The following is a 14,465-nucleotide window of genomic DNA, read 5'->3' as shown; positions in this document are numbered from 1 at the left end:
TCCCGGCGCCTCGGCCACACTGGAGCGGTGCCCGACCCGCGACCCACCACCGCCCAGGGCACGCCGAACGTCCCGACCGACGCCCCCACCGTGGCCGGCCGGGGTCGCGACGTCGACCGGACCGGGGAACTGGGCCCCTTCCTCCGCACGATGCGGGCCCGCCTGACCCCCACCCAGGTCGGCCTGGTCTCCTACGGTGCGCGGCGCGTACCGGGACTGCGCAGGGAAGAACTGGCCCAGCTCGCCGGCGTCAGCCCCACCTACTACGCACGCCTGGAGCAGGGACTGAGCGCCCACGCCTCCAAGCAGGTCCAGGAGGCGTTGGCCGACGCACTGCGACTCGACGCCGACGAGCGGACGCACCTGCGCCACCTCGCCCAGCCGCGCCCACGTGACCGTCGCACCCCCGCGAAGGTCGAGCACGTCCGGGCCGGCACCCGGCAACTCGCCCACGCGGTCACCGGTGCGGGGGTACTGGTCCTCGACGTCCGCAACGACGTCCTGGCCTGGAACCCTCTGGGGCACGCACTGCTGGCCGGACACCTCGACCCCTCGGCTCCCGAACGCACCGCTGACCGACCGAACCTGATCTCGATGCTGTTCTGCGACGCCCACACCCGCGAGCTCTACCGTGACTGGGCCGCCGAAGCCCGCCGCGCGGTCGCCTCCTTGCGCTGGATCGCCGGCCAGTTCCCCGACGACCGGGCACTGGCCGAACTCGTCGGGCACCTCAGCATCGCCAGCACCGAGTTCGCTCGCGCCTGGTCCACGCACCGGGTCCACAACTGCACCACCGGGACGAAGCTGTTGCACCACCCCACGGTCGGCGACGTCGACCTGCAGTACACCGTCCTCACCGTCGGGGACGGAACCGGACATCGACTCCTCACCCTGTACGCCGCACCTGGTTCCAGCGACCAGGCTGCTGTGACCTTGCTCGAGAGAGAGCTCCGTCGCTGACGGTGGGCGGTCGCGCCGCCCGACGCCGACCGGCAGGATCCACCGGTCGTCCCGCGACGTCCGACGGGTGTTCATCACATCCCCAGCCCACGGGCTCGACGACGAACACCGGCGGCGAGCGCCGTGCAGGCGTGGTCGTCGGCCACGGGGAGCCTGGTCGTCAGCACCAGGGCACCACTGCGTGGAACCACGCCGGGGCACGGGTCAGGTGGGGCGTGCGGTCGGCACTGCCGCTCGCTGCTCAGCTCCACCTGCGGCACAGGCAGTGGGGCTCGTACCGGTTCGTCAGCAGTGCGCGGGGTGGGGCCGGTCAGGTCAGAGGAGTGGGTCCTGCTCCCACCCGTCGGCCAGCGGAGGGTGACCGTTCTGCGGGGTCGGGCTCGAGCGGTTCGGCTCGCCGGTTCTTCGGGTCTTGCCGGGCGCGCGGGTCCTGGGGGTCCTGGGGGTCCCGCCCGGCTGCGCCGTGCCGCTGGCGGGGAGGCCGTCGTGGGGACCTGACGACGCCGGCGCAGGTGGGGCCTCGTCCACGCGCAGCTGGTACCACCTGCTGCTCCAGCCCCTGCGGTGTCTGATCAGGTGACCCGCGTCGCTGAGGTGCGCCAGGGTGGCACTGATGTTGCCGCCGATCACCAGCACCAGCCAGGAGGTGCGCACGTCGTCCGGCAGTCGCCGCCACACCTCCTGCCGGACCGCGTCGAGGGGAAGGAGGTCGTCGGAGTCCGCGAAGACGCCGAGAACGATCTCCTGCAGCTCACCCAGCAGCCCCGGTGGACGAGGCGGTAGCGTCGACGACGTACCAGCGGCGGTGAAGTCAGCGGGAAGCTGCGGGGCGTCGACGTCGAGCTCGAAGCGATCCATGTCGCACCTCCTCGACGACCCGAGCGACCGTGGACGACCTGCGTGACGTGGCCGTCACCTGATCATGCAGCAGATCCGTGCTGACCGGTGAGGAGGTCGCCACGGGTTCGCCGGTGTCCTGGTCGCTGCGTACCCCCGCGGGCGCAGACGGGTGGGGTCAGGGCCACCTCGGCCTCGCGGGACGTCGCTCTACCCCTGCTCACGTTCGTGCCCCAGCAGGTCCGTCAAGACGTCGGGCTGCTCGTAGAGGGCTTCGTAGCCGCCGTCCACGAGGACGGTGCCCACGGCGATCACCGAGACTCCCGCCATCTGCGCGTCCAACGCGAGGTCACCGGGGAGGAAGTCCCCCTCACCCAGAGTCAGCAGCCGTGCGCGGGTGGCCTGGTCCACCTGCTCCCACCACGCTCTGAGCAGTGCTCGTTGTCCTCCCACCTGCTCGAAGGTGCCCGAGGCACCGGTGCGCTGGGAGCCGACCAGGTGGGCGGGTACCCCGTCGTCGGGAATGCGGGAGTCGCGCGTGGCGTGGTCAGGACCCAGGGTGTCGGGTTCCAGCTCGACGCCGCTCCGAGCGGTCGGGTGGTTGCGCATCTCGCGTACCCGCCCTTTCGTCTGGAGTGTCTGGCCGCAGAACGTGGAGTGGGACGAGGGAGAACGGGACACGACCCGACCATGTCACATCACCGTGTGTGTTGCCTCAGTGGCTCGCTGTCATACCCGATCTGACGAGGAACACCCGCCGGACCGACGGGAGGCTTGACCTCCTCCACGGACACGGTCGTGGTCGAGGGGTCCTCGACCACCAGGACGACCGGCGTTCCGTTGACGCGGAAGGACAACCAGGACGGACCACCCGCGCGGTGCACGACGTCGAAGAGGACGCCTGCGTAGGGCTGAGGCCCCCGCTCGGTGGGGCAGTCGACGATGAGGTGGGAACCGACGTGGGTGAACGCCAGGTCGGACACGCACAGTTCCGGCACTCACCCACGGTAACTACAGGCCCCCCTGATGGGGGGCAGAACGAGAGATCAGCACTCTCGAGCGGCCGGACAGGTGCGTGACCTCGGCCACGCCGCCACGTCAGGCCACGACACCGCTCATCGGTGGGCGCACTCGGTCGCAGCACCCCCCGAACAGGCGATCGTGCCACCCGCTCCACCCGCCGATGAGCAAGGAGAGCAGGAAGCCCACGAGCAGCGGGGTGACCAGGCCGCGTTCGAGGAGGACCCAGTGCAGTACCACCCGCGTCCGAGCACGACCCAGCGCAACGGGTCGTCTGCCGTGCGCCCCGCCACGCCCCAGCCTGCCTCGGCCGCCGACATCAGCGCGCTGGCCCGGATGCTGCTGAACCGCCCCGAGCTGGCTCACCTCGACGACGACAGGCTGCTCCTGCGCCTGGCCCGCACCACCGCCGTCGGGCACCTGCTGCGTTCCCGCGTGGCCGCCGCGGCCTCTGACGCCGAGCGCCTCCTGGACGCCATGCTCAACGACGGCCGCGCCGTGGTGCTGGACATCACCGACCCCGATCCGCGCGAGGGGGTGCTGGCGGTGCGTCGCCCTGCCGCGGTCAGCGACCTGCCCCGCGCTCGCGACATGGCGCGCGGACTCGCCCCGCTCCTCGCGCGGCGCTGACCACCCCACCTCGAGCGGGACCGTGGTCGGCGGTGGTCGGCGGTCGCGGTCTTCTCGTCCGCAGCGCCCTCGGGGCGGGTGTGGTTCGGTGAGGTCGTCCCCCGGTGTCCCCGGGTACGACCGAGGATCCGGACGTGGTCCGGACTGCAGTCGTACCCACCGTCGCCCACGGACGCCGGAAGGACCGGAGCGGGGAACGAAAAAGGCCCCGACCTGCGTTTCCGCTGGTCAGAGCCTGTCCCGTCGCTGTCTCAACGAGTGTCCGAGGGGGGACTTGAACCCCCACCCACTATACGTGGACTAGCACCTCAAGCTAGCGCGTCTGCCTATTCCGCCACCCGGACGAGTGGTGCTCACCCGTGCCTTCCGGCCGGTGCGAACGAGGAAAACCGTAGCACGCTAGGAGCCTCGATCACGCCACGTGTCCGGGGCCGACGGGGTGCTCCGGACGGGGGAAGCTGCTGCGCCACACCTCCTGTGGCCCACGCCGGGTGCCGATCCCCCCGACGTGAGCCACGCCCTGCCCGAGACCGCCCCGTCGACCACGGACCCCGCGAGCGCCGCGCGCTCCCTCGTGGAGGGGATCGAGCGTGTCGTCCGGGGGCGGCGGCAGGCGGTGGAGCTGCTCGTGACGGCGGTCCTGGCGCGGGGGCACGTGCTGATCGAGGACGTCCCGGGGAGCGGGAAGACGACGATGGCGATGGCGTTCGCGGCGTCGCTGGGGGCGGACTGCGCGCGGGTGCAGGCGACGGCGGACCTGTTGCCGGCGGACGTGACGGGGTCGGGGATGTGGGACCCGGCGGCCGAGGGGTTCCGGTTCGTGCCGGGTCCGTTGTTCGCGCCGGTCGTCCTGGTGGACGAGCTGAACCGGACCTCACCGCGGACGCAGTCGGCGTTCCTGGAGGCGATGGAGGAACGGGCGGTGACCGTGGACGGTGTCCGCCACCGGTTGCCCGATCCGTTCGTGCTGGTGGCGACCCAGAACCCGGTGGAGCAGCACGGCACCTACCCGTTGCCGGAGGGGCAGCTGGACCGGTTCGCGGTGCGGTTGGTGCTGGGCCCCATCGGTGAGGACGTGGAGCGGCAGGTGCTGCGGGAGCAGTTGACGGGCAACCGTCCGGAGGCGTTGTCGCCGGTGCTGGCGCTGAGCGACCTGATCGGGTTGCAGCGGGCGACGACGCAGGTGCACGTGGCGGAGGCGACCCTCGACCTCGCGCTGAGGCTGACCCGGGCGACGCGCACGGACCCGCGGATCGTGTCGGGGGCGGGGACGCGGGCGGCGTTGACGCTGGTCCGGTGCGCGCAGGCGCGGGCGTTGCTGGGCGGTCGGGACCACGTGCTGCCCGAGGACGTGCAGGCCCTCGTGGTGCCCGTGCTCGCGCACCGGCTGGTGCCGGCGGAGGAGCACCGGTTCGCGGACTCCCTGGGGACGGCGTCGCGCACGCTGGCGCAGGAACGTCTCGCGGCGGGGCTCGTCGCCGGCACGGCCGTGCCGATCCACCGGTGAGCGACGCGCGACCCGGCCCCGTCCCCGGCCCTGACCCCGTTCTGGAGCGCGAGGTCCTGCTGACCCGGCCGAACGCGGACAAGGTCCTGCGGATGCGCCCGATCCTCGTCGCGGCGGCGGGGCCGGCGTTGCTGCTGCTCTCCTTCGGGGTCGGCAACCGCTGGATCGCGCTGGTGGCGTGCCTGCTGCTGGCCGCGGTCGGGGTGGCCGTCGCGACGCTGCAGCGGGTCTGGACGCTGTCGGTGCGGGTCGAGGTGCCGGTCCGGACGCGGGTGGGCGAGGTGGTGGAGCACGTCTTCCACCTGCACAACCACGGGCCGCGGGACCTCCCCCCGGCTGTCCTGCACTTCCGCGGCGACGCCTTCGCGGCGGGTCACACCGCGCTGCCGGCGATCCCGGCCGGGGCGAGCGTGGCGCTGCGCGTTCCCCGCGAGGCCGGCCTCCGCTGCTTCAGCCCGGGCCCGGAGGTCCTCGTCGAGGCGGCGGACAACCTCGGGTTGCTGACCGTGGAACGGGTCGGGCGCGTCGCCGCGCCCGTGCACGTCCACCCCGCACCGGCGACGCCGCCGACGCCGGCGCTCCCGCCCGCGAGCGCCGGGGTGGAGGACGTGGCGGGGGTGCGTCCGTTCCGGCGGGGAGACCGGGTGTCGTCGGTGCACTGGCGGGCCAGTGCGCGTCGGGGGGCGCTCTCGGCTCCCTCGCGTGGTGCGGGAGCGGGGTTGGTGGTGGTGGAGCGGGAGGCGGAGCCGGTGGGTCCGCTGGTGGTGGCGGTCGGTAGTGCCGCCTGCGGTGACGGGTTGGGTGACGGGGTGGCGTGGGAGGAGCTGCTGGCCTCTGCTGCGGCGCTGGTGCGTCGGGAGCTGAGTTCGGGGCGGGTGGTGCGGGTGGTGGTCGACGGGGCGTCGGGTGAGGGCCTGGGGGCTCTGGACGTGCTGGCGGCGGCCGGCGGGCCGACGCCGGTGGACGGGGTGGCCGCGCGGGCGGCGGCGGGTCGTGACGGTCGGGTGCTGGTGGGCGAGCTGGGGACGGGGTGGCGGTTCGCGTGAGCAGGCGGTCGAAGGCGTCGATCGATGCGGCGGATCCCTACGCGACGCACGGGGCGGGCCGTGCGTCGCTGGTGTGCGCGGCGCTGGCGGTGCTGGGCGCGGCGTGGGGTCTGGTCGTGACCGGTGGGTTGCCGGTGGGCGGGGTGGCGACGACGACGGCGGGTCTGGGCCTGGCGGCGCTGGTGCGGCGCGCGACGTCGTCGCGCTCGGCTCGGGCGTGGACGAAGGTCCTCGCGGCGGGGGCGGGTGCGGTCTGGCTGCCGGGGGTGGTGTCGAGCTCGGGGGTCTTCGCGCTGTGGCCCGTGCTGGCGTTGTGCCTGGCGGTGCGCCAGTTCGCGAGCGCCCGCTCGCTGCGTGAGGTGCGGTTGGTGCTGGGGTTGTCGGTGCTGGTGGTGCTGGCGGCGGCGGGGGTGTCGCCGGTGGCGGCGTTGGTCGGTCCGTTGGCGGTGGTGTGGTCGGGGGTGCTGGTGGGTTTCGCGGGAGCGGTGCCGCACCGGGTCGGGGGTGCGGCGCAGCGGGCGCGGACGCTGCGGGCGGTGGCGGCGGCCGGGGTGGCGGGGGTGTTGCTGTTCCTGCTGGTGCCGGCGGGTGGCGGGGCCTCGTCGGCCGGTGGCGCGCTGGGGCGGGCGGCGGCCTCCGCGGCGGGGGGCGAGCGGTCGGCGGCTCCGCGCTCCGGTGCGGCCTACGCGGGGGGTGACCTGGACCTGTCCTCGCGCGGTGAGCTGCCGCAGACGGAACTGGTGAGCGTGCCGGCGGACTCCCCCGGGTGGTGGCGTTCGGCGGTGCTGGACACCTACGACGGGCGGACGTGGACGGGTGGGCCGGTGGCGTCGTGGTCGTCGGGGCCGAGCCCGGCCGGGGACGGGTCGTCGCAGTGGTCGGCGGTCGGGGAGGACGGCGCGACGGGGCCGCAGCGGGTGGACGTGGTGGAGCCGGTGTCGGGTGACTACCCGGCGCTGCTCAGCGCCGGGGCGCCGGTGGCGGTGTCGTCCCCGGGGGTGGACCTGCGGGTGGTGCCGTCGGGGGCCGCGGCGTGGCTGGGGCCGGTGGGGTCGCCGTACGCGGTGACGTCGGCGCTGACCCCGACGGTGGACGCGCGGGCAGGTTCGCCGGCGGGCGTGGGCGCCGGGGAGGCGCCGGTGGACGAGCAGCGGTGGGTGCAGTTGCCGTCGTCGCTGCCGCAGCGGGTGCGCGACCTCGGGGTGCGCCTGGCGGCGGGTCGCGGGCCGGTGGCGGCGGCACGGGCCGTGAACGAGCACCTGCACGCGAGCGCGCGCTACTCCCTGGACGCACCGGTGCCTGCGACGGGTGAGGACGCGGTGGACGCGTTCCTCTTCGAGGACCGCATCGGCTTCTGCGAGCACTTCGCGAGCGCGGAGGTGGTGCTGCTGCGTTCGGCGGGCATCCCGGCGCGGTTGGTGACGGGCTTCGGCGGTGGTACCGACGCCGGTGGGCGGCGGGTGTTCCGCGGTGCGGACGCGCACGCGTGGGTGGAGGTGTGGGTCCCCGGGCAGGGGTGGACGACGTCGGACCCGACGGCGGGTGCGCAGCTCGTGGCGGGGGATCGTCCGTCGTGGGTGGCGCGGGTGTGGTCGTGGGTGCAGCGCACGGTGGCCGGGCTGCTGGCGAGCGCCGTGGCGCGCACGGTGCTGGCCGTGGTGCTGGTGGCGGTGGCCGTCGGTGCGTGGGCGCTGCTGCGGGCGGGGGCTCGGCGTCGGGCCCGGACGGGGGTTCCCGGCGCGGTGGTGGCACGCCGACGGGGCGAGGGGGTGTCGCCGTCGGTGCTGGCGCTGCTGGTGGCGTGGGAGCGCTTCGACGCGGCGTTGCCGCCGGAGCGTCGCCGGGGTGGCGCGGAGGGGCTCTCGACGTGGCGTGCGCGGTTGCTGACGCCGGCGGGGGCGGGGCCGCTGGCGGCTCGGCGGGAGGAGCTGGGGGCGGCGTTGGCGGTGGTGGAGCGGGCCTGCTTCGCCCGGCGGGTGCCGTCGCGGGCGGAACTGGAGGGGGCGGTCGCGACGTTGGAACGGGCGTCGTCCACGGTGCTGGCGGCGGCTCGGGTCGCGGGCTCGGCGGGTGCTCGGGGGTGACCTCGGCGAGCGCGGCGTTCGTCGGCGGTTAACCTGAGTGCCCGCCGCGCGGGTGGCCTGCTGCCAGCCGGTGGACGGTGCACCGGGCACGGCGACCCACCGCCGCGCGGCCGACGACTCTGGATCGGGGAAGCCCTTGTACGACCCTTCTGCCTCGGACCGCGCGTTCCACGGGAACGCGACGTTCGCGCCGGCCAACGCCGCCCTGCTGTCGATCTCGCACGTCGAGGCGCCCCGGGTGGTGCCCTCGTCGTACTTCGACGACGTGCTGTCGGGGACGCTGGAGCGGTTGCGCCTGCGCCCCGGACTGCTGGAGAAGGTCGCGGGGGTGAGTGAGCGCCGCTGGTGGGCGGACGGCCAGAAGGCCTCCGACGTGGCCGCGGAGTGCGGCGCGAAGGCGCTCTCGGAGGCCGGGGTCGACGCGAAGGACGTCGGGGTGGTCATCTCCACGACGGTGACGCGCCCGCACCTGGAACCGGCGGTGGCGACGTCGGTGCACCACGGGATGGACCTGCCGACGTCGGCGATGAACTTCGACATCGCCAACGCGTGCCTGGCCTGGGTCAACGGGGTGCAGGTGGCCTCGGCGATGATCGACGCGGGGATGATCCGCTACGCGGTGGTGCTGGGCGCGGAGGACGTGCGCTCCATGCACGAGGGGACGATCTCGCGGTTGCAGCGCGACGGGATCACCCGCAAGGACTTCCTCAACGAGTTCGCGACGATGACGCTGGGCTGCGGTGCGGCGGCGGCGGTCATCGGCCGCGCGGACGAGCACCCGCAGGCGCACCGGATCGTCGGTGGGGTGTCGCGGGCGGGTACGGCCCACCACGAGCTGTGCATCGGGGACATGAACCACATGAAGACCGACGCGAAGCTGATGCTGACCGAGGGCATCGAGATCGTCGTGGACGCCTTCAACGCCGGTGACGAGCTGTGGGGCTGGCGCGACGCGGAGAAGTTCGTCATCCACCAGATCTCCCGCGTGCACACCGAGACCCTGGTGGAGCGGATCGGCGTGGACGCGGCGAAGGTGCCGATGACGTTCCCGCAGTGGGGCAACGTCGGTCCGATCTCGCTGCCGATGACGTTGGCGGCGACGGCGCCGGAGCTGTCCCCCGGCGACCGGGTGATCGCGATGGGTGTGGGTTCGGGGTTGAACACGGCGATGATCGAGTTGGAGTGGTGAAGACCGCTGTGCGGCCGGCGGTGACCCCGCCGGCCGGTCTGGAGGGTCTCGACCCGCGCTGGTCCCGTCTCGTGGAGGCGGTCGACCACGCGGGGGTGACGCGGACCTGGCACGTGCTCGACACCGCCCCCGACGCGGGACCGGACGACGTCGTGGGGACGTTGCTGTGCGTGCACGGCAACCCGACGTGGTCCTACCTGTGGCGCGGGCTGGCGCGGTCCGCCTCCGCGGTGCACCTGGGGTGGCGCGTCGTCGCGGTGGACCAGCTGGAGATGGGCTTCTCGGAGCGCACGGGGACGACGCGTCGTCTCGCGGACCGGGTCGAGGACCTCGCCGGGCTCGTGGACGCGCTGGGGTTGTCGGGTCAGGTCGTGGCCGTGGGGCACGACTGGGGCGGTCTCGTCGTCTCCGGCTGGGCCGCGGGTGAACTCTCCCGCCGTGGCGGCCGCCACGGGTCGGGCTCGCCGGTGAGGCTGGCGGGGCTGGTCGTGGCGAACACGGCGGCGAGCTGGCCGACCGGTGCGGGTGCGCCGGGGGTCCTGAAGCTCGTCATGCGCCCGGGGCTGCTGGCGGGCGTGACGTCGCGCACGGACGCGTTCCTGCGCACGACGCTGGCCCTGCCGCGCCCCGCGCTCCCGGCGCCGGTGAAGGCGGCGTACCGCTCCCCCTACGCCCACGCCGGTGAGCGGGCCGGGATCGAGGCGTTCGTCGCGGACGTCCCGGTGGGTCCCGACCACCCCAGTCGGGCCGCGCTGGACGCCGTCAGCGACGGTGTCGCGGCGATCGCCGCGGCGGGGGTCCCGACGTTCGTGGCGTGGGGTCCGCGCGACCCGGTGTTCACCGAGTGGTTCCTGCGCGACTGGCGGGCCCGGGTGCCGCACGCCGACGTGCACCGCTTCGCCACCGCCAGCCACCTCACCCCGGAGGACCCGCAGTTCGCGGCCGCGGTGCTGCGGTGGCTGGACGAACGGGTCCTGCACCCCGCCCCGCAGCCCGGGGACGGGCAGGTCGAGGTGCGGGTGCCGCGGATGTGGGCCGCGCTGGAGGAACGGGGCGGGGACCCGGCGCTCGCCGACTCCCCCGCCGTCATCGAGATGTCGGAGGACGGCACGTCGCGCAGCGTGGCCTGGGGCCTGCTGAAGCGCCGCACCGACGAACTCGCCGCGGGCTTCACCGCGATGGGTGTCGCTGCGGGGCAACGGGTCTCGCTGCTCGTTCCGCCGGGCGCGGACCTGACGGCGACGCTGTACGCGCTGCTGCGCATCGGGGCGGTCGCCGTCGTGGCCGACGCGGGCCTGGGGGTGCGCGGGTTGTCGCGCGCCGTCACCGGCGCCGGGGTCGACTGGGTCGTGGGGGTGTCGAAGGCCCTCGCCGCGGCGCGGGTGCTGCGCTGGCCCGGTCGCCGGATCGCCGCCGGGGAGATCTCCGACGCCACCCTGAAGGTGCTGGGGGTCGAGGCGACGTTGCTGGAGGTCGCCCGGGCCGGGGCGCACCGCCTCGCCGTGGGCTTCGAACTGCCCGCCGAACCGTCGCCGCAGGCGGAGGCCGCGGTGCTCTTCACCTCCGGCTCCACCGGCCCCGCGAAGGGCGTCGTCTACACCCACGGCCAGCTCGCGCAGCTCGCGCAGGCGATGGGCCGCACCATCCGCACCGGTCCCGGCCAGCCGCTGGTGTCGGCGTTCGCCCCGTTCGCGCTGTTCGGGCCCGCGCTGGGCGCGACGTGCGTGGTCCCCGCGATGGACGTCACCCGGCCGGCGACGCTGACGGCGGCCGCGTTGGCCGACGCCGTCGCCGCGGCCCGCGCGACGTCGGTGTTCCTCGCCCCCGCGGCCATCGTCAACGTCCTCGCCACCGCCGCGCAGCTCAGCGCCGCCCAGCGCGAGGCGCTGGGTGGGGTGGACACCCTGCTCTCCGCCGGGGCGCCCGTCCCGACGCCGCTGCTGCAGCGGGTCCAAGACCTCATGCCGCTGGCCGACCCGCGCACCCCCTACGGCGCCACCGAGGTGCTGCCCGCCACCGACGTGGGTCTCTCCGACGTCCTGGCCGCCGGTCCCGGTGAGGGCATCTGCGTGGGCACTCCCGTCGAGGGGGTCGTCATCGCGATCGCGCCCCTGGACGGGGACGGGCACGCGGGGGTCGACCTCGTCACCACCGCCGGAGTCGTGGGGGAGGTCGTCGTCGGCGGTGAGCACGTCAAGGACCACTACGACCAGCTGTGGTTCACCCAGGCCGCCAGCGTCGACGTCCGTCCCTCCCCGACGCTGCTCGGGCAGGTCCGGTCGGGGCGCTGGCACCGCACCGGTGACGTCGGCCACCTCGACGCCGCCGGGCGGGTCTGGATCGAGGGGCGCCTGGCCCACGTCGTCGTGAGCGCCGACGAGGTCGTCACCCCCGTCGGGGTGGAGCAGCGGGCGGAATCCGTGCCAGGCGTCGCGCGGGCCGCGTTCGTGGGGATCGGGCCGCGCGCCGCGCGCCAGTTCGTCGTCGTCGCCGAGGGTGAGGGCGACGTCGCGGTGACCCGCACGACGGTCGCCGACCCCGGGCTGTCGGAATCCGTGCGCACCGCGACCGGACGCAACCTGGTCGCGCTGCTGCTGGTCCCGGCGCTGCCGACCGACGTGCGCCACAACTCCAAGATCGACCGGGCCCGGGTGGGTACCTGGGCCGAGAGCGTCCTCGCGGGCGAGAAGGCGGGGAAGCTCACGTGAAGGTCCTCGTGACCGGGGCCAGCGGCATGCTGGGCCGGGAGACCGCGCGGGCCCTGGCCGCCCGCGGTGAGGACGTCCGCGTCCTGCAGCGCCGTCCGTCCGGGCTGGCCGGCTTCGAGGAGGTCCTCGGGTCCGTCACCGACGCCGACGCGTGCGCCCGCGCCGTGGCCGGGGTCGACGCCGTCGTGCACCTCGCGGCGAAGGTGTCGGTCACCGGACCCCACCCGGAGTACGTCGCCACCAACGTCGAGGGCACCGCGAACCTGCTCGCCGCGGCCCGCACCGCGGGGGTCTCCCGCTTCGTCATGGTGTCCTCGCCCTCCGTCGCCCACGCCGGGTCCGCGCTCGTGGGGGTCGGGACGACGCCCGCGGACCCGGCCGCCGCGCACGGCTCCTACGCCGTGACCAAGGCGCAGGCGGAACTGCTCGCCCTGGCCGCGGACTCCCCCACCTTCGCGGTGTGCGCGGTCCGCCCGCACATCGTGCTGGGCCCCGGTGACACCCAGCTCGTGCAGCGCATCGCCGACCGCGCCCGCGCGGGCCGGTTGCCGCTGCTGGACGACGGGACCGCCCTCATCGACACCACCTACGTCGACAACGCCGTGGACGCGCTCCTCGCGGCGCTGGACCACGTCACCGACGCGGGCGTGCACGGGCAGGCGTTCGTCGTCACCAACGGCGAACCCCGCACCGTCAGCGAGGTCTTCGCCCGCATCTGCCGCGCCGCCGGGGTCCCCGCCCCGACCCGGCGGGTCCCCGCCGCCGTCGCGAAGGTCGCGGGCTCGCTCGTGGAACGGGTCTGGACGCGGTTCGGGCTGCCCGACGAGCCGCCCATGACCCGGTTCCTCGCCGAGCAGCTCTCCACCGCGCACTGGTTCGACATCGCCCGCACCAAGGAGCTGCTGCACTGGGAACCGCGGGTCGGCCTCGACGAGGGCTTCGACCGCCTCGCCGGAGGTTTCCCCGCCCGTTAGGGTCCACCAGGTGATCAACCGACCCGCTCTCACCGGCGCACAGCGACGGGCCCGGCGTGTCGCGGAGGCGCGACGCGACCTCGAGGAGCTCCGCTCCCTCGACCTGGCCGCCCGCCCCGGGGAGCACGGCCTGCACCGCGCCGCCCGCATCGAGGACGCCGTGAAGGGTCTCGCCGGGTCGCGGCTGCGGCGGCGGGGCTACCACGCCCGCGCCATCGCCTACCCCGGCTACGGCGGGCCCGGCTGGGTCCGCGTCCTCGGGCGGGTCCTGCTGGGCCGGGAGGAGACGCCCGCCGAGAACGCCCGCGACGGTCTGCGGGTGGTGCGCGGCTGGCGCAACTTCCTCACCGTCCCCATCGCCGACGCCGAGGTGACGGTGCGCATCGGGGAGCACGAGCGCCTCCTGCGCACCAACCGCGAGGGCTACGTCGACGAGGTCGTCCGCATCGACCTGCCCCCGGGTGAGCACGAGGTCGTCCTCACCGTCGGCCCCGACGCCGGGGACGCCGGCGACGAGACCGCGGAGGACGTCGAACTCGTCGAGGACGACACCGAGGGCGGTGCGGAACTGCCGCCGCAGAACGTGTTGCGCCACTCCGGCACCTCACGGGTCATCGTCGTGGGTCCCGAACCGACGCTCGGGCTGCTCTCCGACATCGACGACACCGTCGTCGTGACCCGCCTGCCGCGTCCCCTGGTGGCGGCCTGGAACTCCTTCGTCCTCGACGAACGGGCCCGGGTCCCGGTCAACGGGATGGCCGAGCTGTACCGCCAGGTCGTGGCCGAGAACCCGGGCGCGCCGGTGCTGTACCTCTCGACCGGGGCGTGGAACGTCGCGCCCACCCTCACCCGGTTCCTGCGCCGCTTCGGCTACCCCGAGGGGCCGCTGCTGCTGACCGACTGGGGTCCCACCAACACCGGGTGGTTCCGCGACGGGCCCGGGCACAAGCGGGAGTCGCTGGCCCGCCTCGCCCGGGAGCTGCCGCAGGTGACGTGGCTGCTGGTGGGGGACGACGGCCAGCACGACCCGACGCTGTACGCGGAGTTCCTCGCCGCGGCCCCCGAACGCGTGGCCGGGGTCGCGATCCGCCGCCTCACCCCCGCCGAGCAGCTCCTCGCCGGGGGGCACCCGCTGGCCCCGACCGCGATGCCGGCGGACTCCCCCGTCCCCTGGGTGACCGGGGACAACGGCTACGAGCTGCTGCACCACTGGTACCGGGCGGGGATCCTCACCGCCCCCTGACGGGAACGAGGAACGGGAACGACGAAGGCCGGCCCCCGTGGCGGGGACCGGCCTTCGTGGTGGAGCTCAGAGCTGGATGCGGCGCGGGTTCGCGACGGTGGTCAGCTCGATCTCGCGGACGTCGATCACGACGTCGTTGGTGCCGTTGCGCGTGGTGCTGTCGTTCATCTCACGACCTCCTCGTTCAGGACGGTGCCTCTGGTCGACCACAGACGACACTGTCTTCACCGAGCGGTGGCGGGTCTCACCCCAGGATGGCCGATCAGC

11 protein-coding genes and 1 tRNA gene are annotated in these 14,465 nt (G+C 74.5%); 9 read left to right on the top strand and 3 right to left on the bottom strand.

Features of this window, described 5'->3' with window-relative positions:
• The first annotated feature begins 27 nt into the window (after window positions 1–27).
• The gene (locus tag ACFQ46_RS23395) at window positions 28–960 is read left to right on the top strand and encodes a helix-turn-helix transcriptional regulator (RefSeq protein ID WP_380262577.1); all 933 of its coding nucleotides are present in this window, start codon (window positions 28–30) and stop codon (window positions 958–960) included.
• 315 nt (window positions 961–1,275) lie between these two features.
• Here ACFQ46_RS23395 and ACFQ46_RS23390 read toward each other — a convergent pair whose 3' ends face one another.
• Entirely contained in the window at window positions 1,276–1,818 is a 543-nt protein-coding gene (locus tag ACFQ46_RS23390) for a hypothetical protein (protein WP_380262575.1), read from the bottom strand.
• A gap of 189 nt (window positions 1,819–2,007) precedes the next feature.
• Entirely contained in the window at window positions 2,008–2,406 is a 399-nt protein-coding gene (locus tag ACFQ46_RS23385) for a hypothetical protein (RefSeq protein ID WP_380262573.1), read from the bottom strand.
• 639 nt (window positions 2,407–3,045) lie between these two features.
• Between ACFQ46_RS23385 and ACFQ46_RS23380 the strand changes: the two genes are divergently transcribed.
• Window positions 3,046–3,447 carry a hypothetical protein gene (locus ACFQ46_RS23380; protein WP_380262571.1) on the top strand — a complete coding sequence of 134 codons (402 nt, stop codon included), beginning with the start codon at window positions 3,046–3,048 and terminating at the stop codon, window positions 3,445–3,447.
• Window positions 3,448–3,706: 259 nt separating this feature from the next.
• Here ACFQ46_RS23380 and ACFQ46_RS23375 read toward each other — a convergent pair.
• A tRNA-Leu gene (locus tag ACFQ46_RS23375) sits at window positions 3,707–3,791 on the bottom strand.
• Window positions 3,792–3,955: 164 nt separating this feature from the next.
• On the opposite strand from ACFQ46_RS23375, the gene ACFQ46_RS23370 reads away from it, so the two are divergent.
• The 7 genes from ACFQ46_RS23370 to ACFQ46_RS23340 all read left to right on the top strand — a co-directional run bounded on the left by ACFQ46_RS23370 (window position 3,956) and on the right by ACFQ46_RS23340 (window position 14,198).
• On the top strand, window positions 3,956–4,954 hold the full coding sequence (locus ACFQ46_RS23370) for an AAA family ATPase (RefSeq protein WP_380262569.1): 999 nt from the start codon (window positions 3,956–3,958) through the stop codon (window positions 4,952–4,954).
• On the top strand, window positions 4,951–6,000 hold the full coding sequence (locus ACFQ46_RS23365) for a DUF58 domain-containing protein (protein ID WP_380262567.1): 1,050 nt from the start codon (window positions 4,951–4,953) through the stop codon (window positions 5,998–6,000). The genes ACFQ46_RS23370 and ACFQ46_RS23365 overlap by 4 nt, the downstream gene beginning before the upstream one ends.
• Window positions 5,997–8,084 carry a transglutaminase family protein gene (locus ACFQ46_RS23360; protein WP_380262565.1) on the top strand — a complete coding sequence of 696 codons (2,088 nt, stop codon included), beginning with the start codon at window positions 5,997–5,999 and terminating at the stop codon, window positions 8,082–8,084. Before ACFQ46_RS23365 ends, ACFQ46_RS23360 begins: the two co-directional genes overlap by 4 nt.
• Window positions 8,085–8,220: 136 nt before the next feature.
• Entirely contained in the window at window positions 8,221–9,273 is a 1,053-nt protein-coding gene (locus ACFQ46_RS23355; RefSeq protein WP_380161836.1) for a 3-oxoacyl-ACP synthase III, read from the top strand.
• Window positions 9,270–11,981, top strand: a complete 2,712-nt coding sequence (locus ACFQ46_RS23350) for an alpha/beta fold hydrolase (protein ID WP_380262563.1) — start codon at window positions 9,270–9,272, stop codon at window positions 11,979–11,981. Before ACFQ46_RS23355 ends, ACFQ46_RS23350 begins: the two co-directional genes overlap by 4 nt.
• Window positions 11,978–12,955: an NAD-dependent epimerase/dehydratase family protein gene (locus ACFQ46_RS23345; protein ID WP_380262561.1), complete on the top strand. Its 978-nt coding sequence runs from the start codon at window positions 11,978–11,980 to the stop codon at window positions 12,953–12,955. Before ACFQ46_RS23350 ends, ACFQ46_RS23345 begins: the two co-directional genes overlap by 4 nt.
• Before the next feature lie 10 nt (window positions 12,956–12,965).
• Window positions 12,966–14,198: an App1 family protein gene (locus tag ACFQ46_RS23340; RefSeq protein ID WP_380262559.1), complete on the top strand. Its 1,233-nt coding sequence runs from the start codon at window positions 12,966–12,968 to the stop codon at window positions 14,196–14,198.
• Window positions 14,199–14,465 lie beyond the last annotated feature (267 nt).

Origin of the sequence: Kineococcus sp. GCM10028916, from assembly GCF_042674865.1 — a bacterium.
GTDB lineage: Bacteria > Actinomycetota > Actinomycetes > Actinomycetales > Kineococcaceae > Kineococcus.
The sequence above is the reverse complement of the archived record's forward strand: the minus strand, read 5'-3'. Positions and strand labels throughout refer to the sequence as shown.

Excerpts from the sequence above, each read along its gene's own strand:
- ACFQ46_RS23390 (WP_380262575.1), bottom strand. The coding sequence starts at position 1,818 with ATGGATCGCTTCGAGCTCGACGTCGACGCCCCGCAGCTTCCCGCTGAC.
- ACFQ46_RS23385 (WP_380262573.1), bottom strand. The coding sequence starts at position 2,406 with ATGCGCAACCACCCGACCGCTCGGAGCGGCGTCGAGCTGGAACCCGAC.